The following is a 22,755-nucleotide window of genomic DNA, read 5'->3' on the forward strand; positions in this document are numbered from 1 at the left end:
CCAACATCCGGACGGTGCCAGGAATAAAAGCTACCCATGCCCAGCTCGGTACGTACTGAGCGCCTCCTCATGATGCTGTATTCAAGGAAGAATTTTTATGCCCGCCGAAGGAAAAAAAACTTCTCTTACCCCAAATGTGCGCCTCGCATGTGTTGAGATAAATCGCTTTCGCCGATTAGGGGCAGTTGAGGTCAAGATTGATCCTGAAACCACGATTCTCGTGGGGGCGAATAACAGCGGAAAGACTTCCATCTTACTGGCCTTAAGAAAATTCCTCGCGGATTCGCCTGCATTCGGCGCGTTCGACCTGAGTGTTGATCAGTGGTCGAAGCTCCGTAAGCTCGGTGAGGCTTGGGAAGCTCTGGATGAGCCCCCTAGTCTGGGGGAGGCCGGCGTACAGGTATGGGATCAGTACCTGCAGGACCTTTTGGGGGCTATGCCAACTCTGGACCTCTGGTTCAATGTGCAGCCTGGCGCATACCATATCGTTTGTCCTTTCCTGCCCTCTCTCCAGTGGGCAGGAGGGCCGGTTGGTATCCGTTTACGTCTAGAGCCCGCATCCAGCATTGATGACTTACAGAAGCTCGCTTGGCGCTACCGTGAAGCCCGCCAACTCATTCGGACCTTGGATGCAGCTGCGAGGCCGTGGCCAACGGACCTGCTGGATTACTGGCTACGATTTCCTGGAGATCTGAGCCACGTTGTTTTGTATCGCCTGGATCCGGCAAAAGGACCGCTATCAGCAAATCCTCCAGGCAAGCCGCAGGCACTATCCACCCACGCGATGCCAATCGAACGCGTGCACCTCGCTCCGTTAATTAAGGTCAATTTTATTGCCGCACAGCGAGGTCTTGGCTCCGAGGAGGCTGATGCACGACCCGGATCCGACCCGCACCGTGTTGGGCTGTTCTCGAACCAGATGCTCCAGTATGCCCGCCGACATCTGAACAGCTCTACTCCTGGCGCTGGACATCACCCGGAATTGGTTTTGGCGGTTGCCAACGCCCAGGGCGCTCTCGATGAAAAGATTCGAACAGCCCTGGAACCATCGATCAAGGATGTCAGGAAGCTAGGTTACCCAGGCCTTCATGACCCGCAGGAGATCCACTTCCGGACACGTATCCAAACGGCGGATTTGCTCGATCACAGCACCGCTGTTCAGTACCGGCTAGATGGCCAGCCCAATGAGTTCCTTCCTGAGCATGCGATCGGCCTTGGCTATCAGAATCTCCAGTCCCTCAGTTACCAATTGGTGTCCTTCCGTGAGACCCGGCTGGCACCCGAAAAGGGAGCACCAGCAGCGGTGCATCTTGTGCTTATAGAGGAGCCAGAAGCGCATCTTCATGTTCAGGTTCAGCGAATTTTCCCCAAAAGAGCCCTTGAGCTAATTACTCCCAAGGAAACTACTGACGTTCACCTGTCCAGCCAGATTTTGCTCAGCACCCATTCAAGTCACATGGCCCACGCTGGAAGCTTCAATCGACTCCGATATGTTCGTCGTGTCCAGGCTATTACACCTGGTGAAATGCCCAGCGCTGAGGTAATCAACTTGGCCGATGCCTTCGGCACCGACACCGATACACGTACGTTTGCAGAGAGATATTTCCAAGTACAGCATACCGATCTGCTCTTTGCCGATGCCGCAATCTTCGTTGAAGGGACAGCTGAGCGGATGCTCGTGCCGTTTTTCATCGAGCGCGACTATCAGGAGTTAAATAGCCGTTACTTATCCTTCCTCGGGGTTGGCGGCAGTCATGCCCATAGGCTCAAACCACTTGTAGAGAGACTGGGTATCCCCACACTGGTGATCACGGACATTGATCCCGTCAGTGAAGCGAAAAGTGAAAAAGGTAAGACAATCTGGGTTGCGACGGCGATCTCCGATTCAGCAGCACTTTTGTCGGGGAATGACACCCTAACTCAATGGCATCCTCAGCTGACAGACTTTTCGGGCTATGCCCAACTCGCTCAAGATAAGAAAGTTTGGACCAGCCCAAAAGGCAGTCGAGTTTTGTTTGCCTGGCAGGTCCCGGTCCCGGCTGACGGCCCGTGGCCAAGTTCTTTCGAAGACTCCTTCATCCTCTCCAATCTTGACTGGTTCAAATCCAAAAACGACGCGAAGGGAGCTCTTGGAAGAGCTGCACGCGAAGCTAAGGAACATTCCGATCCCAAGGTTTTGAACGAGAACCTACACAAAATGCTCCGCGGTTCGTTCAACAAAGGTGATTTCGCTGCAACGCTATTTGAACACCTGTCTTTAGGTGAGCCGCTTACGTGTCCGAGCTATATCGCCGACGCACTCGCATGGCTCGAGGCGGAGCTAACTCCCGCCCCGACAGGGGAACAGCCATGACGCTGCAGGAGGGAAATGATAGGGATGCGGGGGTCGTCGATGAGATCACCGGTTACCTGGCCTCAATACAGCCTCGCAGCTTCTTTCTGTTCGCGGGCGCCGGTTCTGGTAAAACACGAACACTTGTTGAGACCCTACGCCGGCTTACTGGTGTTGAGCCTCACGATTCTGGAGCTCGATTTGCCGCTCAACTTCGGTCTCATGGGCAATCAATCCGTGTAATTACCTACACCAGAAATGCGGTTGCCGTGATTAACGGTCGGCTTGGAGAGAACGACCTTACGACTGTATCCACCATTCATGGTTTCTGCTGGAGTCTGATTGCTGGATTCGACGACGATATCCGAGAAGCAATGCTTGGCATCAATGCGCAGGGTCTAGAGGAGGCAAAACAGACTGCTGCAGGGCGCGCGCGAGGGCCAACACCTAAGGACGAGCGTACGATCCAGGAGCTCCAAGAGAAAGCCGAAACTATCAAAACTATTCCCCGGTTTATCTATCACCCAGACCGTAACACGTATGGCGAAGGAGCCCTGCAACATGCTCAGGTTATTGCCATAGCGGAATGGCTGCTTGCGGAGCGTCCGACCCTAAGGCGTGTATTGGCTGATCGACATCCAGTGATTCTGATCGACGAATCCCAAGACACCATGAAGGGTATGCTTGGTGCCCTTTTGAGGATAGCTGAAGAAACCCCAAAAATGCTTGCCCTGGGGTTTCTCGGTGATCACCGTCAGCGCATTTACCTTGATGGCCATCAAGACTTGCCCGGCTTGATCCCCAATGAATGGGCTCGCCCGGCATTGCAGATGAATCACCGAAGCCAAAAGCGAATTGTGGACTTAATCAACCAGATTTGGGAAACCGAAATGGATGGTCGAACACAACCGACTACGGGAGTTAGACAGCATCCACGAACAGAAAAGAATGCTGGAACAGTACGTATATTCGTGGGCGACACAAATCTGTCCGCGGACGAAAAGATTCGAGGGGAAGCTCGTTGCGCTGAGGAGATGGCTGAGGTTTCAAGCCATCGCGAATGGTGTAACCCACGTCGCGGCTATCAGGTGTTGGCTCTTGAGCACAAGCTTGCTGCCCGACGCGGTGGCTTTCTTGATGTCTTCAATGCGCTTTTGCTCATAGATCCAGACTCTACTTCCCCGCAAGGAAGTGGGGAAAACACTGGACCTGCGGCGGTGCGAATACTGCTACGCGAAGCCATGACACTTGCAGCTTGCTTTGATGATCAACGGGATATCGATGAGTTCTCCGTCATTGAGGTACTCCACCAATTTGATCGACTACGTGAGCTATCAACGGACACCGAAACCCAGAAAGAACAGCTGGCAAAGCTGAGCAATGCGGTTAAGCAGTTCGCAGTTCTATGTGCCAAAACCGAAGCTACCGTAAGGGAAATCCTTGAACCAATTATCAGCGCTGAATTGTTCAAGATAGATGATCGGCTTGCCGCAGCCTTTCGAGACACTGGTCCTCCTCCTGAAGCACCTGGCCGTGGTACCACCGAAGCTTCCGAAGACAGAAAACGACGTGGTTGGCACGCTTTATTCAAGGCGCGTTGGTGTGAAGTTGGACGTTATCGGAATTACTTGGAAGGGAACTCCAATCTGTCGACTCATCAGGTAGTTAAGGGATCCGAGTTCGAGCATGTATTGGTTGTAATGGATGATCAGGAGGCCGCGGGCTCCTTATTCTCATATGACAAGGTGTTCAGGGCGGAGCCCTTGAATGCCACCGACATAGGGAACGTAAAGAGCAACAAGGAAACCTCCATTGACCGCACATTACGCTTGTTGTACGTCACCTGCAGCCGAGCACGCGAAAGTCTTGCTCTGGTGCTCTGGTCATCAAATCCTCAGCGGGCACTTGAGGAAATCAAAGCAGGTGGCTGGTTCACGGCGTCAGAGATCAAAGCCGTTCCAGATGAGATTCCAGGTGTCAAAACCGCAGACATAGCAGAACTGATGGTGCCTGCAGCATTTGTGCTGCACCGATCTTTCTCCGAGTCTGATCGAACAGGCCTGAGCCGTGAGCAGATTTGGGAGGCGAACGATCGAGGGCTGATCAAATGCTGGGAAATTGGCCGCAGCCTGGCCCGTAAAGACCCTCATTTGGTGGCGCAATGCAAAGCTGGGACTCTGCCCATGCTGAACTGGAAAGGCGGGGTTTCTCGAGTAACAAAGAAAAAGCAAAAGTTTGGTTCTTTGCGGTACCTGGCTCAGTGGCAGGGGATTCGCGGCGATGATTTGAACATTACCTTGAATGCAGAATTCTCTCTTACCTGTAACGCAACCGGCATCGTTGTCACCTTCACGTCGGACTGGACCAAATTGGCTAATCAATCGAGCGGTTCAGAAGAGGAATAGCCGACGACTTACGTCTCCAACTTACACAGCGCTGACGAGAAAGCGCTCGTGCAAGGAGCAGGGGGCGGAGTAATCCGATTGCAAAAAGAAGTGCCGACGTTACCGTCGGCACTAGGTGTTGCGATGCATTACGTTGCATTTGTACATCGAACTACGATGTTGTGCTCGTGGCGGTCCACTAGCTCCATATCCAGCAATGCAGTCAAGGTAGAAGTGACAACTGAGCGCAAACGTTACGTCATCACCAGACTGAATCCCCACGCAGCGCCACATCGGCACCACCGTCGATGAAGATTGTCTGACCGGTCATATGACCATTCTTCTCGCTGGCCAGAAACGCCAGCAATTCTGCCGCCGCGATAGGTTCATAAGGCCCTTTCAATGGCATTGGGCAGCCGGCGTTGATCCGATCCTTGGTGGCCTGGTCTTCGAATAGGCGTGACAGTAATTCCGTCTTGACCAGACCGGGGGCAATGGCGTTCAAGGGAATCCCTGCGCCTGCCCATTCAGTGTTCAGTGCCACACGGCGAATCCAGCGTGACAGTGCCTGCTTGGTACTGGCGTAGGCGTAAGGCGCTTCTTCAGCACGGGCCAGAGCCTGAGGTTCGGTGCCGTCCAGCATCGCGTCCACTAGTTGCTGATCGAAGGCGTGAATCGACACGATGGACGATACCGCTACCGCACGAGGCTCTTTTGACTTGAGTAGTAATGGTCGCAAGCCTTCCAGCGTAGCCAGTGCGCCATAGTAATTGATCGCAACGGTGGCAGGTCCGGCGATGTCGACACCGGCTACTGCCAGTACTCCGTCGATGACGCCTTCGCTGAGCTCGGTAGCTTTATCGATCAGAATTTGACGACCTTCGGCAGTGGCAAGATCCGCAATGATCTCTGCATCGCGAATGTCGGCACCAATAACGCGATGCCCTTGGGATTCGAGTAGCTGTCTGGTGGTGCGGCCAATGCCGGACGCAGTACCGGTGATGACATAGGTTCTAGGGATGGACATGAAAACCTCTACTGACAGGGAAAATAAATCAGGCACCCAGCTCGAAATTGTCGGGATCTGGCCCGAGCCGTCCGGTCTGCGGAATATTGGAGATTTGCCGCAAGTCTTCGGCATTCAATTCGAAATTGAAGACGTCGATGTTCGCCGCAATGCGCTCGGCGTTGGTCGAGCGCGGGATAACCACATGACCGCTTTGCAAATGCCAACGCAGGATCACCTGTACGGTGCTCTTGCCGAGTCTGGCGGCGATGCGCGCCAGTGCCGGCTCATGGAGCAGCGCTCCACCTTGACCCAAAGGGCTCCAGGATTCGGTGGCGATGCCAAGCTGCCGGGAGAACTCCACCAGTGGCGCTTGAACGAAGTCCGGGTGGATCTCGATCTGGTTCACGGACGGTGTGACGCCGGTTTCACCGATAACGCGCTGCAGGTGTTCCTGATGGAAGTTGGATACGCCGATCGACCGCACACGACCTTCATCGCGTAGACGCACCATGGCTTTCCAGCTGTCCAGGTAGGCATCTTTCTTCGGCAACGGCCAATGGATCAGGAACAGATCCAGTGTTTGCAAACCAAGGCGTTTCAGGCTTTCGTCGAACGCATGCAAGGTCTGATCGAAGCCGTGATCGGCGTTCCAAAGCTTGGTGGTGATGAAGATGTCCTTGCGGGGTATTTCGCTTTCAGCGACAGCGCGACCCACCCCAGTTTCATTGCCGTAGATCACGGCCGTATCAATATGCCGATAGCCCGCCAGCAAGGCAGCTTTTGATGATGCGTAAGCCTGTTTGTCGTCGAGTTGCCAGACGCCCAGTCCCAATTGGGGGATCTGGACACCATCGTTCAGAGTGATCAGAGGAGCGTGCGTCATTGGAGTGTCCTGATTATCAAAAATTAAGGCGTCACATGTGGGGAGGGCTGGTAATCCAGCCTTCGACGTATTCGAACCAGAAAATGCGCCAGCTTTGGTTTTCCCGGCGCAACTCGATACGGTAATGGGCACCGAAAAGCGGTAGACCTTCGGCGGTCGTGGGGCGCTGAGCAATCACTCGGCCCAACAGCATCTGTGCCTGGTCACCATTGATGTCGATCCGCAATGGCACGCAAAAGTGCTGCATCCACGGCCATGCCTGTCGGAAATCCTTGAGCTGGCCCATGACCTCATGTCGACCTTTGAGATCGCCGATAGGAGGAAATGCGCCGGCGATGTCTTCAGTCAGGGTGTCGCGCATTTGCCCGAAGTCGGCCTGGTCCATGGCCCAGATGTAGCGCATGAAAACCTCGGCGACTTCATCCTGAGCAGAACCAGCGACTTTGGCCGCCGGCAGACGCACCCATGGTGAGTCCAGTTCGTTGACCAGATGAGGCGCTTTGTCGCCTTCGTCCCAGAAGCGTCGTGGTCGTGGCAGGTTCCACCGTGGGACGAGTGAGCGATCCCCGTCCAGCCAACTGAAAGACAGCTGCAGGCGTGTGAATAGCCAGCCACGGTCAGTAGCTCTCAGTTCACCCACCACTAACGCACCGAACAACAGCGCTGCTGTCGATGATTCGGACGTTGCTACGTGTCCGTACAAGTAGGCGCCAAGGACTGCGCGATTCTCGTCGAAACCTACGTAATGGTTTGTGGACGCGATTTTGATCTTGTGCGGGTGAGACCCATCCAGAGCGAGCACTTCAGCAACGGCGTTGGAACCGATCAGCGAGCCATGGGCACTGCTGGAAAACGTTGCATTAAGTTCGAATACGTTGGCTATGTGGTACGAGTCTCCGCTCGCCCAGACTGTGAGGAAGTGCTCAAACATCTCAAGGATGTTTATGCGCAGGGATGAGGCAACACTATTCATGGGAGCTCCAGGGAGAACGATATTGAGTGGGTTTTCTTGTCGTCAAGTGAGCGACGTTCGTGCCTGGCGAGCTTCCCGCCTGCTGGAGTGCGCCCCGTAAAAGGTGGCCTTGAAGGCAATCAGAAGCGTTGCCAGAACGCAGAACATCACGCCTAGCCACAGGGCTGCCGGCAACCCCAAACGCTCAATCGCCCAGCCGCCAAGACTTGAACCCAGCATCACTCCGATGTTGGCCGCAGTAATGAAAAGACTGGTGGAAAAGTCTGGCGCTTCCCTTGAAACCGAGCGCAGCCAGATCTGGCTGCTGATAAGCCCACAAGTGTGGGAGGCGCCCCAAAACAACATGATCATTGCCATGCCGGGTAGCCATTGACTGGCAAGTGCGAACAACAACAGATAAGCGACCGCTAACATCAGAGGTTGCAGCAAAGTCGCTTGAATGAGGTGGCTATCCAGTAACTTACCAATCCCAAGATTGCTCGCTACGCCACCGACTCCGAACACGACCAGCATCAGGCTGATCGCATGTGGACTGAGCCCGACCTGACGCTGCAAATATTCCGCGGCGTAGCTGTACACCGCGAACAGTGCTGTGAATGTCAGAACACCGGAAATCAGGTTCAACCACAACGCGGGTTTACGAAGAATCATCAACTGTTCGCCATACCCCGGTAGTTCCCCGGTTGGAGATGACGGGAGCAATATCAGCACGCCAAGACCCGCGAAAAAGCACACCGCTGCGCAAAACAGATAAGCCGCTTCATAACCGAACGTATTGGCGACCGCACTCATGGCCGGCACCCCCAGGATCAACCCCAAGGTTGCTCCTAGCACTGCTCGTGAAACGGCGTGTCCAGCTCGCTCAGGCGGATAAAGAGCGATCGCCGATGCAAGAGCAGCGGCGTAGAACATCGGATGAAAAATCGCGGACACCACGCGCAAACTCAACAGCAGGTCAAAGCTGTAGGTGAATGCGGAAAACAGGCTGCATATTGCAAAAGCGAAGAGCGAAACAACGACTATGTTTTTATGTCGCAACCGCGAAGAAACCAGTACTAATCCGGGACCCAGCACGGCTACCGTTAACGCAAACACCCCCATTAACAGACCCGCACGCGATGTCGAGATAGCGAAACGTTCCATGATCATGGGCAAAATACCGACCACACCGAACTCCAGGGTATACAGGCCGAACAACCCTAAAACGATGAAACCAATAGCCTTCACCGTTTTCATCGAGCTGACTCCGCTAAGCGCTGGGTGTGTGCAGGAAATAGCGGCAGGACATACCGACCCAACTCATCAAAAATGTCTTCAGGTCGACGTCGAGTCGGCTTGAGATTGAGCACCAGATGAGTAACACCGGCTTGCTCTTGTCTTTGCCAGAGTTCGATCAGCGCGTGGCGCCCGCCACGTAACACCCGACCGGGCTCTATCGGAGCATCAGGGTCGGGATCGAGATCGAACCAACAGCCATAGCCATACGGCTTATAGCCACGCTCTGCGCAGGCATCGCGCCATTGCGGAATGACATCGGTCATCCCTTGCGGGTCAAAACCGTGCCAAATCCAGGCATCGACATTCGCGGCAAGCCATTCAAGCGTTTGCCCGGCTCGGCCGGTAGCAATGTAGGGAAATCGTTTGGCAACAGGCTTTGGAATCAAGTCCAGGCTACCGTTCATGCTTCCGTGCAGTTGTGAGCGATAGCTCGGAAAGCTGTCTTCGCTGACGGTATGAATAATCTCCAGCGCTTCACGAAAACGACTTGCGCGCTGACTGAATGCTTGCCCGAACGCGGGATATTCTTCAGGTCGGTCACCGGAGGCAAGGCCCAGAAGGAAACGTCCACCGAGCAATTGATCGACACTGGCTGCCTGCTTGGCAACGATGAGTGGATCACGCAATGGTGCGACGATACCGGCAGTCCCGATGGCGATATTACGAGTCATGGCGCTTAACCATCCCGCATAAACCATCGGGTCGAGAATCTGGCCAACATCACCAAATGTCGGGTCGTAAAACGGCACGTCTCGAAGCCACAGAGCGGCAATACCCACATCATCAGCCAGCTTGGCCATGCTCGCGTGGTTAGCCATCGTGGGCCCTGCGCTATCCGGGTAACCCTCCAGTGGCGCGACGAAGCCAATGCTCAAGTGACCCGGTTTAAACACGCGGGAGAATCCCGGGTGATTGGCGAGCGCTTCTGGGAGTGCGAGTGACGAATTCATGCACTTTTCTCTAGGCGTTGGGGATTGCCAGGCTCAATTCAGGAACGGAGTGAGCCTGATATGCTTTGTTTAGATGCGGTGGCTGATTGAATGAACGACAGTTCGACCGCAAGCAGGTGTCAGCTCTGCGGCAGCGATGTAGTTTGATGACCCAGTAGCCGCCACGTGCCGGACTCCTTGCGCCAGACCACGAGGAGTAAGGTGTGCAAATGCCTGAGCACTCCACCCACGGTGGCGTCCATCTCAATAGTGCCGGTGGCCATGAATGCATCCTCACCCAAGGCGCTGACCTTTTTCAGTTGCAGTGCCGCGCTGTGGTAAATGAATGCACCATCGCGAAACTTTTTCAGGTAGCTGGCTTTGTCATCGGTAAAACCGCTGGAGTGGACGTAAACGACGTCTTCGGACAGCAGTTCTGCAAATGTATTGACGTCAGCGTCAATCATAAGACCTAATCGTCCGTTTTCCAGTTCAGTGGCGAGCTCGAACAGTAGGGTATCGGCAGCTTGATTCACGTGGCGTGTCTCCGGTGCTGAAAAAGTGATGTAGACCGGCGTGTAACCTAACCGGGTGACCGCCATAGAAAAATCGGCTAGGTGTCCCTTTACAACGGACCTCTATGTCATCAATGGAGGATTGATGGAAAGTTTGAGTGCGATTGGGGTGTTCGTGCAGGCCGCTGAAATTCGCAGTTTTGTGGCGGCGGGCAGGGCCTTGGGGATTTCGGCCTCAGCAGTGAGCAAGAGCATTTCCCGGCTCGAGGAAAAACTGGGGGTGCGCTTATTTCATCGCAGCACACGCAACATCACGTTGACGGCTGAAGGTGCATTGTTTCTGGACCGCTGCAGGCGCGTGATCGCAGAACTGGACGCCGCGGGCGATGAACTTCAGCAAACGTCCTCGACACCGCGTGGCAGTTTGCGTGTGAGCCTGCCCATGATCGGCGGGCACTTTCTGCCGGTGTTTGCAGAATTCCAGACGCTTTACCCCGAAATTCAATTGGATCTTGATTTCACTGATCGGTTGGTGGACGTCATCGGCGAAGGGTTTGATGCAGTGATTCGTAGCGGGGCCCCGAAGGACTCCAGCCTGTCCTCACGCTGTCTGGGTCGTTATCGAATGGTTGCAGTTGGTGCTCCCGCGTACTTTGCCATGCATGGAAAACCGGTAACTCCGCGAGACCTTCTGGAACATAGCTGTATTCATTTTCGCTTTCCCCAAACCGGCAAGCTGCAAAGTTGGTCGATTTGGGATGGCATGGAAGAGCAGGGAATGGACCTGCCCAAGTCAATTATCTGTAACTCTGTCGAGGGGAGGGTCTGTTTCGCCCTTAAAGGATTGGGCATCACTTACGCCGCGGATTTCATGGTGAAAGACGCGTTGTTGGCCGGGGAGCTGACCACTGTTCTGGATGAACACACTCTGGAAACCAGCGTTTTTAACCTGCTGTGGCCATCTGGGCGTTTCGTTCCGCCCAAGCTTCGTGTGTTGATTGATTTCCTCAGCAGCAAAATTCCATTTCTCTACTGAATGAGCCTTGTGTCGACATGTCAGCTTTTTATTTGACACAAACGTCAAATTTGATAGATTGATTTGACAATACTGTCGATAGATTCACGTTTCGGAGAGATTCATGACACTCATACGCCCTTTTCGCATTGGTCAGATTGTTCCGAGCTCCAACACCACCATGGAGACTGAGATTCCCGCCATGCTGCATGCGCGGGAAGCCATACTCCCCGAGCGATTTACCTTCCACTCCAGCCGTATGCGCATGCACAAAGTGACCAAGGAAGAGTTGGCCGCAATGAACAAGGAGGCGCTGCGCTGTGCTGCCGAGCTGTCGGACGCGCGTATGGATGTGATGAGCACGGCGTGCCTGGTCGCGATCATGGCAAGCGGTCGTGGGTATCACCGACAAACCGAGCGTGAGCTATTGGAAATTGCTCGTGCGAATCATTGCCTGGCAACCGTCATGACCTCTGCCGGTGCGCTGATCGAGGGCCTGAAGATCATGGGCGCGAAGCGTATCTCGCTGATGGCGCCTTACATATGTTCCTTGACGGAGTTGGTGGTGGATTACATTCAGAGCGAGGGTATTGAAGTTATTGATTCGCTCAGCTTTGAAATCCCCGACAACCTTGAGGTGGGTCAGCGTGATCCTATGCAACTTCTCAATGACGTGACGCGGTTGAACACTCAAGGCGCTGATGTAATCGTCGCTTCGGCATGCGTGCAGATGCCCTCACTTCCCGCCATACAAGCGATTGAAGACATGATGGGTATCCCGACAGTTTCTACTGCCGTATGCACGGTAAGGCGCATGCTGGATCATCTGAATCTTGATGCAATCGTGCCGAACGCCGGTTCGCTTCTCAGCGGAGTCTATCCACGGATTCCTTTTGAGCAGATTGACAGTCGCCATTCATCTTCCATTGTTGAATTGGGCTAACGTGCCCGGACGTGCAGGTTTTTACTGTTTCGACCAATAGTTGACTATAAAGGCGGAAAGATGACGGCGAAGACGATTCTTATCACGGGCGCCAGTCGCGGGATCGGCCGCGCCGTCGCGATTCTGGCAGCACAGAAGGGCTGGTCTGTCATCGTTAACTATCTTCACAACGATGTTGCTGCGCAGCGAGTTGTGGATATGGTGAGAACGCTTGGCGCTAAATCCATCAAAATCCAGGGTGATGTAGCCCGTGAAGACGATGTCATCAGAGTGTTCCGGGAAGCCTCCACGCTTGGCCCTCTGGATGGCGTCGTCATTAACGCGGGCATCGTCGCTCCACCCCTTGCGCTTGTAGATATGACGCTCGAACGACTGCAACGAATGTTCGACGTTAACGTGCTCGGCGCCTATTTATGTGCCCGTGAAGCGGCACGACAGATGATCAAAAGCCGAGGCGGAAATGGCGGCTCCATCGTGCTGGTTTCGTCGATCGCGGCGGTGTCGGGCTCCCCAAATGAATTCATTGATTACGCAGGCTCGAAAGGCGCTATAGACACGTTGACCAAGGGGCTTGCCAAGGAACTCGGTCCGCAAGGCGTTCGAGTGAATGCTGTGCGTCCCGGCCTGATCGACACCGAAATTCATGCCAACGCAGGCCAACCGGATCGCGCCAGGAGAAGAGGGCTGAATACCCCTTTGGGCCGGCCTGGTTGTGCGGAGGAAGTGGCTGAAGCCATTATCTGGCTCCTCAGCGACCTGTCTTCGTACAACACTGGAACGCTCCTCGATGTGACGGGGGGCGTCTGACTGCTCTGATGGGCAGGGAAGGCGCCGATGACTGATTGCAAATAAGGGTGTTGGTAACGAAACAAATAGGTGAATGGCTATGAAAGGGGCGATTTATATCTATTAGAAGATCGCTTAATCGTTACTCAGAATTGGAGGCAACAAAAACAAATGTTGAGCAGTGGTGGATGACCACGATTCAGCAAATTTCTGGGAGAACGTTATGTGTCTTCAAAACGCGAGCACCGGCCAGAATCGGTCGCGCAGCTTGGATCTTGCCCATTTTTTCACTGCTACCGCTTTGACTTGGAGGGTGTCTGGTGACGTGTCTGCCTCGATGACGCTTGAGCCTTTGCCAGTCGTGGAGGCAGCGCTGTGAAGACTGAGGAATTTGACTACGTCATCGTCGGTGCCGGCTCCGCTGGTTGCACACTGGCTTATCGTCTGGGAGAAAATCCCGCGTTGCGGATTCTGGTTCTGGAGGCGGGTGGGGAAGACCGTTCTTCAGTCATCAAAACCCCTTTACTGTGGGGACTGATTCTTAAAAATCGCTTGTTTGATTGGGGCTATTTTTCAGAACCCGAGGCCGCGATGGATAACCGCCGGGTTGAATGCGCCAGAGGCAAGGTCGTAGGTGGCAGTTCGTCGATCAATGGCATGGCCTATGGGCGTGGCGCTCGTGAGGACTACGACTTCTGGGCTGACGGTCTTGGACTCCCTGGTTGGTCTTATGACGACGTGCTTCCCTACTTCAAGCGTTCAGAGTCCTGGGAAGGAGGGGAAAGCGAGTTACGGGGTGGAAAAGGTCCGCTGACTGTAATGAATCTGAACTTTGAAGACCCGCTGGTAGGCGGCTTTCTCAGGGCGACCGAACGGTGTGGCTATCACTCCAACCCTGATTACAACGGCAGTTCTGTCGAAGGCTTCGGTCCTATGCAGGCAACGATTCGCAACGGTAAGCGTTGCAGTGCCGCCGTTGCGTATCTGCGTCCGGCGCTGGCGCGCCAGAACGTCACACTGATTACGGAGGCATTGGTCAGCAGGGTCGTACTCGACCAGTCGCCGTCACCCAAGGCCACCGGTGTGGAGTACACCTGCAATGGCGAGCGATTCCTCGCGAACGTGCGTCACGAAGTGATCCTGGCTGGTGGTGTGATCAACTCTCCACAATTGCTCATGCTCTCCGGGATTGGCGATCCGGTCGCACTGGCAGAACACGGAATCAAGGCGCGAGTGTCATTGCCAGGCGTAGGGCAGAATTTGCACGATCATGTGGTGTTTGATTTACGTTTCAACCGACTGAAGACAGGCACCTTGCATCGAATGATGCGATACGACCGCATCGCTCTGGATGTTGCAAAGAACTTTCTTTTTGGCAACGGTTTTTCCGGAAAAATACCGGCCGCCGCGGTCGGCTTGATCCGCACTCAAAGCCAATTGGATCTCCCGGACGCTCAGTTGATTCTCGCGGCGGGGCCGATGACCGCAGCCCCTTATTTCCATCCATTCGTTAAGCCGTATCGTGACGGCTTCGGGATAAAAGGGGTGTTCCTCACCCCCGAGAGCCGTGGGCGAGTCAGGCTTGCCAGCGCGGACCCGGCAGCGCCGATGTTGATCGAGCAGAACTTCCTGGTCACGGAGAATGATCGCCGTTCAGTGCGTGAAATGTTCAAGCGCATGCGTGAAATAGCCGCCCAGCCCTACCTCCAGGCATTTGTCGAGCAAGAAGTATGGCCTGGTGCGAACTGCAACAGCGATGACGAAATTGATGCGTTCATTCGGCGAACCGCCATTACGCTCCATCACCCTGTAGGCACTTGCAAGATGGGCTCGGATGACGACCCGATGGCCGTACTTGATGAGCAGATGCGAGTGCGAGGCGTACAGGGGCTCCGTGTGGTTGATGGCTCATCCATTCCACGGGTCATGCGTGCCGCTACCAATGCACCCATCATCATGATGGCTGAGAAGGTGAGTGACTTGATTGTTGGAAAAGAGCTGCCAGCCGTTGCTGGCAAGGCAAAGTCGTCAATGCCGTCCGCGGCGAGCGTTTAGTCCGGCCAGCACCCAATGGCGCCGCCTTCGGGCTGGGCTTGCTCGTTTGCAAGTCTGCGTGCGAAGGCGATGAAACTTAAATTTTCTGTGTTCTTGCACTTGCCTGTCGTCAGGTGGCACGAAAAGTTATCAAGCACACTCTGAGGCGTTTATGTTTATGCAAACATCCGAGCCCACGCTGACTGTGAAAGTAGCACGTCGTAGTGAGGAGACTGAGCGGGTTATATCACTAGAACTGGTCACCCTTACAGGTGAGCCATTGCCTTCTTTTGAAGCCGGTGCACATGTTGAGGTTAATGTCAGGGCAGGTGTTAATCGGCATTACTCACTGTGTAATGATCCGCGTAATCATGATCGTTATGTTTTGGGTGTATTACGCGAAACTGCTTCCCGGGGTGGATCTGAAACCATTCATGAAGAGTTTGATGTTGGTACAACTTTCAGCATTAGCCCGCCTCGAAATAACTTCGGGCTGGATGAGTCGGCAGGGCATTCGATTTTATTTGGCGGCGGTATCGGAATTACCCCTTTAATCGCGATGGCGTGGCATCTACATGCCCAAGGTGCATCGTTTGAAATGCATTACTGCGCCCGTGATCAGGTGAGTGCCGCGTTTTATGATCAGCTCAAGCAGACGCCTTTCGCAGCCCATGTCACTGGCCATTTCGATGAGGGCAACCCCAGCAAGTTCTGTAATTTCTCCGCCGTGCTGGATGCACGCGCCCCGGATCGCCATGTGTATGTGTGTGGACCTGCCGGGTTCATGGAAGCTGTTGTCAACACGGCAAAGGGCCAGGGATGGGCAGGTGACAATATTCATGTTGAGCATTTCGGTGCCCAGATAGATACCTCGGGAACAGGTTTCACCGTACACACCAAAAAAACCCGTCTCTCGCTTCAGGTGCCACCCGATAAAACCATCGCAGAAGTTCTGATTGCGGCTGGAGTCAATGTACCAATGTCCTGTGAACAAGGCGTGTGTGGAACGTGTTTGACGAAAGTGTTGGAGGGGGCGCCAGATCATAGAGATTTGTTTTTGACCGATGCTGAAAAGACTAATAACGACCAAATGACGGTGTGCTGCTCTCGCTCACATTCCCGTGAGTTGGTGCTGGATATCTGATACGTGCCACCGCGATAAAAAATAATTGTTCTGATGCCTGATTGTATTAATTGATCTTCGTATTATTCAAATAAGAAAAGGAGAGGTTCATGAAGTTTCTCTACAACGCTTGGTACCCGGCCGGATGGGCCACCGATATCGAAACAGGGAAGATGGTTGCTAAAACATTCCTTAATCAACGCATTGTGATGTTTCGAGACAGTCAGGGTGTGGTCAAGGCCCTGGAAGACCGCTGCCCTCATCGTTTCGTCCCTCTGCATCTGGGCGAATTGAAAGGCGATACGATTCAATGCGCTTACCACGGGCTCACGTTTGACTGCTCCGGCGCGTGTGTGCTGAACCCGCACGGGAACGGTGCGATTCCCAAGGCGGCAAAAGTTCGCAGTTACCCGATGGCTGAGGTCTACGGTCTGGTATGGATCTGGATGGGCGACGCGGACAAGGCAGACCAGGCACTCATCTCTGATTTCACCGAGCTTGATCCGGTGAAGAAATTCGTCGGTAAGAGTTACCTGTTGGTCAATGCGAACTACGTATTGGAAAACGACAACATCATGGACCTCAGCCATATCGAGTTTCTTCACAAAGCCTCACTGGGCAGCAGTAAGGTTTCCGAAGGGAAGATCGATGTGGTTCAGGTCGGTGACACGGTTCACTCCATGCGATCCACGAGCGCAGAAAAGCTCACTGCCGATTTGGAAAGAATGCGTGGAATTCCGCCCGGGCAATTGGTCGATCGATGGCTGGATGTTCGCTGGAATGCGCCAGCCAGTATGTTGTTGACGACGGGCTTTACCTATACCGGGAGACCAAAGGAGGAGGGACGTGAATTATTCTCGACTCACCTGTTCACGCCCGAAACGGAGTCGACTACCCATTATTGGTTTGGCATCGCCTTTCCTCGCTCCATGGGGCCGGAAGGGGAAACGTTAGCTGAGCAGAACATCAAGTGGCTGATTCAACCCTTCTCCAAAGAAGACATGCCGATGCTGGAAGCGCAGCAGCAGACAATCGGTGATCGGGATTTCTGGTCGTTAAATCCCGTGCTTCTGCCGAGCGATGGTGGAGCAGTGAGGGCTCGTCGAGTCCTGGACAGGCTTATCAAAGAAGAGCAGGAAAGTTTGGGTTTGGTGGCGAGTACCGAGCTGTCCTGAGCATGGATAACTGATATTGCCTTGAATACAGCCCTTTGGAATGAATGTTCCAAAGGGCTTTTTATTGGTGGGTCGAATACTATCTGTACGCGAAGCATGAGCACTTCAGTGCGTGGTGCACTGGTCTTCACCTGCTTCGGGACAGGGCTGGCTATTTTCTTTACAGATGGCGTTTTCAATACTGTTCATGGCAGGCGCCAGGACCTCTGCCAATGCCAGGGCTTTGGCTGTTGGGCGCATCTGTTTACCTTCCCGGATAAAGAGGGGGTCGTTGAAGTGTTTTCTCAATCGCACAAGCGCGCCGCTGACTGCAGGTTGACCCAGCCCCAGGCGTTGCGCAGATTTGGAAACATTGCACTCGTTGTACATCACCAAAAAAGTGACCAGCAAGTTCAGGTTGAAGTCGGCCAATGCAAGTTTGTGTGTGTTCATGGTCGTTGAGAGATCACCTCGGAAACAATCGGCGTCGGACGTTCTTCTGCCGCGCAGCCGTGGGGCTGCACGGAAAAAATCAGTCAAAGTAAAATGTTGATGACTTTGGTTTCAAGGTAGCTGCGTAACTCCTCGACGCCTTCTTCGCGATCGACACCGCTGTTTTTAAACCCGCCCCACGGCACCCCGATGTAATGTGCATTGCTGCCATTGATGAAGATGCTGCCAACCCTCAGGCGTTTGGCCGTGTTGAGTGCGGTTTTAATATCGTTGGTCCAGATGGCCGCTGACAGTCCGAACGTGGTGTCGTTTGCCATGGCAATGACTTGGTCGAGATCACGCCATTTGGACACCGACAAAATGGGCCCGAAAACCTCTTCTTTCCATAAGCGCATGTCTGGCGACACGTCGGCATAGACCGTTGGCTCAACCCAGAAGCCTTTTGCAAACTCCGCGGATTGCGGACGTTTGCCCCCCGTCATCAGTCGCGCGCCGGCAGTCTGCTGCGGGTCCAGAAAGCTCATGACATGGTCCCAGCTCTTTTTCGAGTTTATGGGGCCCATGCCGGTGCTGGTGAGCATTGGATCACCGAGCTTGATCGCACTGACTCTCTGCACGATTCGGTCGAGTACCGCTTCGTAGATATCCTCATGGATCAATACGCGAGAATTCGAACCACAGGATTGCCCCTGCCAGTCGAAGTTCATGCCCCGCACAGCACTGTCGGCTACTGCGTCCAAATCCACATCCGGGAAGATGATCATTGGATTTTTGCCACCCAGTTCCAAGGTGACATGTTTCACCCCCGACTCTGCGGCATTGCGTTGAATGGCTTGACCGGTCGGCACAGAGCCAATCAAGGCAATACGCTTCACGTCTGGGTGGCGCACGAGTGCATCGCCTACCGTGGCACCTGGACCGTTCACAATGTTGAAGACACCTCGGGGGAGTACTTCTTTTGCAATCTCACCCAGGATAAGAACGGAAAGGGCACTGGTTTCAGGCGGTTTGACGACAACTGCGTTTCCGGCAACCAATGCCGCTGCGGTTCGTGCGACAGAGAACATCGCAGGGTGGTTGTAAGCTGCAATTCTTGCTACCACGCCGTAAGGTTCGTGAACGGTCATGTGCAGATGCTGGCGAGTAGAGGGGATGGTTTCACCCTTCATACTGTAGGCCAAACCGGCGTAATAATTAAGGCTTCTGACGGTCTCGTTGAGGCTGGCCAATGTTGGCAAATAGGTATTGCCTGAGTCGAGTACTTCAATTCTGGAAATTTCTTCGGCTCTTTGTTTCAACCGCACGCCAAACTCTCGTAGCAGCTCTCCGCGCTCTTCACCTGTTTTAGCAGCCCACTCCGGCCATGCGTCCCGAGCCGCTGCGACTGCGCGATCAACATCCTTTCTGCTGCCAATAGCAACCTGGCCTATAACCTCTTCATTGGCAGGGTTGATCGAGTCTTCCCAGCCGCCTTCGCCTTCTACTAATTCACCATCGATCAGCAGGCGACCGACAATATTTGGGCTAGTCAAAATGATTCTCCGCATTGTTTTTAGACGAGAAGGTGTTGAGTTATTTGACGCGGGTAGTCACCCGAGATTTCCATAAATCCCAAGGGCGTTGTATTTGGGTCTCGACGTTGATACGCGATGTTTGCGCTTCCTCCTGGCTCAGGTACACCACCCGACCCAGGCGTAATGCATCGCGCTGCAGGTTGGCGTTCACTTCGGCGTAAACGGCCCGATAAACAGCGTGTTTGATCGAGGGGCCGACGGTGGTGGAACCGTGTCCGCGCATCAATACAAAGGATGCTTCACCCAGAGAGTCGGCCAGCGCGCGTCCCAGCTCGTTGCTGCGTACAAGGAGGTCGGAAGCGGTACCTGCGGTGTCTCGAATCTCAAACACTGGTACGCCTTGGCCGAGGAAACCACTCATATGACAAACCGGTTGAAACTTGACATCACTGACCACCGTGAACGGAAGAACGGTGGGTGAATGACTGTGGACAATCGCCATGACGTCAGGACGAGCGCGATAAATCTGACCGTGAATGAACCGCTCCAGATAGACCGCTCTGCCGTGGGCATTGACCGGTGTTCCATCCAAATGAAATTCGATGATGTCTTCAAGGCTTACAGTGGCTGGGGCCATATTACGCGACAGCAAAAAGCGTTCAGGGTCTTTATCGTGGCGAACACTGACATGGCCGAAAGCGTCGACAATGCCTTGGTCGAAAAGGATGTGATTTGCACTTACCAGATCATCAAGCAATTCGGCGGCAGGTGCCGGGGCAGGAGACCCAAGGTCATTAATGATGGAAGATATTTTGTTCGGATTATCTAAATTGCACATGAGTTGCTTCCAGGTTGCGATTCGGAGGCGATCAGGTGGGCACAACGCCCAGAGTGGCCGATCGTCGCCTCAGAATAGGAAGCACGTGGAGAGGCGTCTATTAGGTAGGATTGGCTATATTCATAGCCATTCAAGTATGGAAAAAGCGCTGGTTATGGCGCTGTTTTCCATTTGATCTGATTCGGCTTGCGAAGCGAGTCATCAGTCACCTTTGACGGTGGAGTCTAATCAGATTTGAACCAATGGCGATTTGGCTGGCCGCAAGCACTTACATGTCCAGACTTCGCTTTCGGGCGTTTGTGTCGACAGGACAATATGGTGAATCAGCGCGGCTTGGTAGGTAGAGAACAGCTTGTCTTCACGGTGCACCAAATGTACCTGCATGTTGAAACGAAAATCAGGCAGGTCCAGCAGTTTCAGCGTGCCTTGTTCGATCTCCGATTGGACCGATGAATGCAACATGAAACACACACCGAGGTCATTTCTGACCGCGTGCTTGATCGCTTCCGGATGACCGAACTCAAGAATGATATTGCGATTTTCCAAGCCTTTTTTACGCAGCAGGTCGTCTTCTACCTTACGACGGACCGTATTCTGCGGCGCACTGATAAATGCGGCTTTTTTCAGACTGGCCAACAGGTTGACCTCATCCAGCCATCGAGTTTCAGGGGCGCAGACCAGGACCAAGGGCTCGTTCCAGAGATAGTGTGTCGTCAATCGGTCCAGGTCCTGGTTCGGCTCCAGGAGCGTTACAGCGAAATCGCACCCACCGGTACGAGTAGCGTCCAGGGCGGCGGTTGGATTGGAGACCTGGACAGTGACCACCCCCTCTGCATGCTGGCGCGAGAACTCTGAAATAAGCGGCGGCAACGAGTAAGAACCGACCGACATCGACGTCGCGACGACGGCGTTACCTCGAGAGCCAGATTCAACCCCAGCCAGTTCACGTTCCATTTCGCGCGTGCGGGTAATGACCTCCACCGCCCATCGATGAATACGGTGGCCAGCATCCGTCAGGGCGATGTTGCGTCCCACGCGCTCGACCAGCGCACATCCAATTTTGGCCTCCATGCTGCGTAAATGTGCAGTGACGACCGGCTGTGTCACACACAACTGATCTGCTGCCCGGGTGACACTCCCGAGTTCAGCAACGGTGCAAAAAACTTCAAGCTTCTGAAAAGTGAGGTAAGGGTCAAATCCGCGCATAAACACCTTATTCATCGTCGATGAGCTATGGGAAAGTGCTTTATTAACTATTAGAAGCTATGTGAGAGGTTACCCAGAATCGGGATAGACAACAACCGCAGGGCGATCACTCATGCGCTGGCGGTTGTTGATCGAGCAATTAGTCCGCGTCACTACGTCTGCTACAACGATGAATCGGAGAATAAAAATAATGAAATCTGATGTTCAAGGTTGTAACCACCTCGGTCATGCCCATCACAACGATTGTCCAGCACTCAGCCAGATAGTCAGGGGGAGGGTTGGCGCAGTTGAAATAATACGACTCTACGACACATCCCTGTTGGGAGAGACGGCCCAATCATGGTTTCCTGACTTCGATCGTGAACTTGTCGAGGCGCATGAGCATTGGCTGGCACCCAATCACTATGATCCCGAAAGCGGGCGTATTTTCATGCCAGTGCATAGCTGGATCGTTCGTACCGACAAACACACGATTTTGATCGACAGTTGTGTCGGCAATCACAAAGTACGACCTGGTTTGTCTGAAATGCATCAGCTGAATACCGGCTATCTCAAACGGATGAAGTCGCTCGGCGTCCAGCCCGAGGATATTGATTTCGTGATGTGCTCACACTTACACGCAGACCATACAGGCTGGAATACACAGCTGGTGAATGGTACTTGGGTTCCGACATTCCCAAATGCCAAATATGTGATTTCGCAAATCGAACATGATCATACGGAAAGATTGGCCCGCGATAGTTCTTTAGGGGCGCCCGCGTGGTTTACGAACATGTATAACGATAGTGTGTTGCCGATCATCGAAGCAGGGCAGGCAACGTTTTTCGATGATACATATGCCCTGGATGATACTTTTCTCATCAGGCATGCCCCAGGACATTCCGCAGGGCATGTGCGAATTGAGTTGAAGTCAGGTGATCAATACGGCGTGTTTTGTGGCGACATGATTCATTCCCCCATTCAGGTTCCCTTCTGGCACTGGAGCAGCAGAGTTTGCGAGGATCCAGCCCAGGCCGCACGCAGTCGTCACGAATTGCTGTCTTTTTGTGTAGAGAATAATGCGCTTCTTCTACCCGGTCATTTTGAAGATCCCTATATCGGTAGAATTATCGATAACGCTGGAACCTTCGGTATCCGCTTTGGGTGGTGACTTCAGGCAGGGTGTCTACTGCGGCTCATGCTGAGAAATGCAGCCGCATGGCCCCCTATTGTTTGATGGATAAAAGTAAATCCAATAACAAAAACAACAGGAAATCCAAGATGATCTCTATAGCCGGCCTCAATCCTCGGTAAAGCCTATCCGTACACGCTTCAAAACACGTCGTGAAAGATTTCGGCGCTATTTGGTATGGGCGCTGGAATTGAACTGACGATGATTTTAAATCC

Annotated in this window: 19 protein-coding genes; 9 read left to right on the plus strand and 10 right to left on the minus strand. The window is 53.7% G+C overall.

Annotated elements, in window-relative coordinates:
* Window positions 1–97 precede the first annotated feature (97 nt).
* Together KUF73_RS11410 and KUF73_RS31680 are read left to right on the plus strand one after the other, a co-directional pair.
* A complete protein-coding gene (locus KUF73_RS11410; protein WP_218438143.1) occupies window positions 98–2,353 on the plus strand; it encodes an AAA family ATPase in 2,256 nt (751 codons plus the stop codon).
* Window positions 2,350–4,737: a UvrD-helicase domain-containing protein gene (locus tag KUF73_RS31680; protein WP_371135448.1), complete on the plus strand. Its 2,388-nt coding sequence runs from the start codon at window positions 2,350–2,352 to the stop codon at window positions 4,735–4,737. Before KUF73_RS11410 ends, KUF73_RS31680 begins: the two co-directional genes overlap by 4 nt.
* A gap of 241 nt (window positions 4,738–4,978) precedes the next feature.
* Here the strand turns inward: KUF73_RS31680 and KUF73_RS11425 are convergent, their stop codons facing one another.
* The 6 genes from KUF73_RS11425 to KUF73_RS11450 form a co-directional block, all read right to left on the minus strand.
* Window positions 4,979–5,743: an SDR family oxidoreductase gene (locus KUF73_RS11425; RefSeq protein ID WP_218438144.1), complete on the minus strand. Its 765-nt coding sequence runs from the start codon at window positions 5,741–5,743 to the stop codon at window positions 4,979–4,981.
* Between the two features lie 28 nt (window positions 5,744–5,771).
* The gene (locus KUF73_RS11430) at window positions 5,772–6,608 is read right to left on the minus strand and encodes an aldo/keto reductase (protein WP_218438145.1); all 837 of its coding nucleotides are present in this window, start codon (window positions 6,606–6,608) and stop codon (window positions 5,772–5,774) included.
* A gap of 31 nt (window positions 6,609–6,639) precedes the next feature.
* The gene (locus KUF73_RS11435; RefSeq protein WP_218438146.1) at window positions 6,640–7,581 is read right to left on the minus strand and encodes a nuclear transport factor 2 family protein; all 942 of its coding nucleotides are present in this window, start codon (window positions 7,579–7,581) and stop codon (window positions 6,640–6,642) included.
* A 42-nt stretch (window positions 7,582–7,623) separates the two neighbouring features.
* Complete coding sequence (locus KUF73_RS11440; RefSeq protein ID WP_256345579.1) at window positions 7,624–8,817, minus strand: MFS transporter; 1,194 nt, start codon at window positions 8,815–8,817, stop codon at window positions 7,624–7,626.
* On the minus strand, window positions 8,814–9,809 hold the full coding sequence (locus tag KUF73_RS11445; protein ID WP_218438147.1) for a TIGR03571 family LLM class oxidoreductase: 996 nt from the start codon (window positions 9,807–9,809) through the stop codon (window positions 8,814–8,816). The genes KUF73_RS11440 and KUF73_RS11445 overlap by 4 nt, the downstream gene beginning before the upstream one ends.
* 119 nt (window positions 9,810–9,928) lie before the next feature.
* Window positions 9,929–10,390 carry a nuclear transport factor 2 family protein gene (locus KUF73_RS11450; protein ID WP_218438148.1) on the minus strand — a complete coding sequence of 154 codons (462 nt, stop codon included), beginning with the start codon at window positions 10,388–10,390 and terminating at the stop codon, window positions 9,929–9,931.
* A gap of 58 nt (window positions 10,391–10,448) precedes the next feature.
* Here KUF73_RS11450 and KUF73_RS11455 point away from each other — a divergent pair, with 58 nt between their 5' ends.
* The 6 genes from KUF73_RS11455 to KUF73_RS11480 all read left to right on the plus strand — a co-directional run bounded on the left by KUF73_RS11455 (window position 10,449) and on the right by KUF73_RS11480 (window position 17,379).
* Window positions 10,449–11,339: a LysR family transcriptional regulator gene (locus tag KUF73_RS11455; RefSeq protein WP_218438149.1), complete on the plus strand. Its 891-nt coding sequence runs from the start codon at window positions 10,449–10,451 to the stop codon at window positions 11,337–11,339.
* 103 nt (window positions 11,340–11,442) lie between these two features.
* Window positions 11,443–12,261 carry an Asp/Glu racemase gene (locus tag KUF73_RS11460; protein WP_305516103.1) on the plus strand — a complete coding sequence of 273 codons (819 nt, stop codon included), beginning with the start codon at window positions 11,443–11,445 and terminating at the stop codon, window positions 12,259–12,261.
* A 60-nt stretch (window positions 12,262–12,321) separates the two neighbouring features.
* Window positions 12,322–13,068: an SDR family oxidoreductase gene (locus tag KUF73_RS11465; protein ID WP_218438150.1), complete on the plus strand. Its 747-nt coding sequence runs from the start codon at window positions 12,322–12,324 to the stop codon at window positions 13,066–13,068.
* A gap of 354 nt (window positions 13,069–13,422) precedes the next feature.
* Window positions 13,423–15,102 carry a GMC family oxidoreductase gene (locus KUF73_RS11470; protein ID WP_218438151.1) on the plus strand — a complete coding sequence of 560 codons (1,680 nt, stop codon included), beginning with the start codon at window positions 13,423–13,425 and terminating at the stop codon, window positions 15,100–15,102.
* Between the two features lie 157 nt (window positions 15,103–15,259).
* The gene (locus tag KUF73_RS11475) at window positions 15,260–16,225 is read left to right on the plus strand and encodes a PDR/VanB family oxidoreductase (RefSeq protein WP_218438152.1); all 966 of its coding nucleotides are present in this window, start codon (window positions 15,260–15,262) and stop codon (window positions 16,223–16,225) included.
* A gap of 89 nt (window positions 16,226–16,314) precedes the next feature.
* Window positions 16,315–17,379, plus strand: a complete 1,065-nt coding sequence (locus KUF73_RS11480) for an aromatic ring-hydroxylating dioxygenase subunit alpha (RefSeq protein ID WP_218438153.1) — start codon at window positions 16,315–16,317, stop codon at window positions 17,377–17,379.
* A 105-nt stretch (window positions 17,380–17,484) separates the two neighbouring features.
* Here KUF73_RS11480 and KUF73_RS11485 read toward each other — a convergent pair whose 3' ends face one another.
* The 4 genes from KUF73_RS11485 to KUF73_RS11500 all read right to left on the minus strand — a co-directional run bounded on the left by KUF73_RS11485 (window position 17,485) and on the right by KUF73_RS11500 (window position 21,384).
* Window positions 17,485–17,811 (minus strand): LysR family transcriptional regulator, encoded by a 327-nt coding sequence (locus KUF73_RS11485; protein WP_218438154.1) that lies wholly within the window; start codon window positions 17,809–17,811, stop codon window positions 17,485–17,487.
* 83 nt (window positions 17,812–17,894) lie between these two features.
* The gene (locus KUF73_RS11490) at window positions 17,895–19,343 is read right to left on the minus strand and encodes an aldehyde dehydrogenase family protein (protein ID WP_256345581.1); all 1,449 of its coding nucleotides are present in this window, start codon (window positions 19,341–19,343) and stop codon (window positions 17,895–17,897) included.
* Window positions 19,344–19,383: 40 nt separating this feature from the next.
* Window positions 19,384–20,163: a class II aldolase/adducin family protein gene (locus KUF73_RS11495; RefSeq protein WP_218438156.1), complete on the minus strand. Its 780-nt coding sequence runs from the start codon at window positions 20,161–20,163 to the stop codon at window positions 19,384–19,386.
* A gap of 228 nt (window positions 20,164–20,391) precedes the next feature.
* Window positions 20,392–21,384, minus strand: coding sequence for a LysR family transcriptional regulator (locus KUF73_RS11500; RefSeq protein ID WP_256345582.1), 993 nt, complete (start codon window positions 21,382–21,384; stop codon window positions 20,392–20,394).
* 175 nt (window positions 21,385–21,559) lie between these two features.
* On the opposite strand from KUF73_RS11500, the gene KUF73_RS11505 reads away from it, so the two are divergent.
* Entirely contained in the window at window positions 21,560–22,519 is a 960-nt protein-coding gene (locus KUF73_RS11505; RefSeq protein ID WP_218438157.1) for an MBL fold metallo-hydrolase, read from the plus strand.
* Window positions 22,520–22,755 lie beyond the last annotated feature (236 nt).

The sequence above is a fragment of the Pseudomonas sp. PD9R genome, assembly GCF_019200975.1.
Taxonomy (GTDB): Bacteria; Pseudomonadota; Gammaproteobacteria; order Pseudomonadales; family Pseudomonadaceae; genus Aquipseudomonas.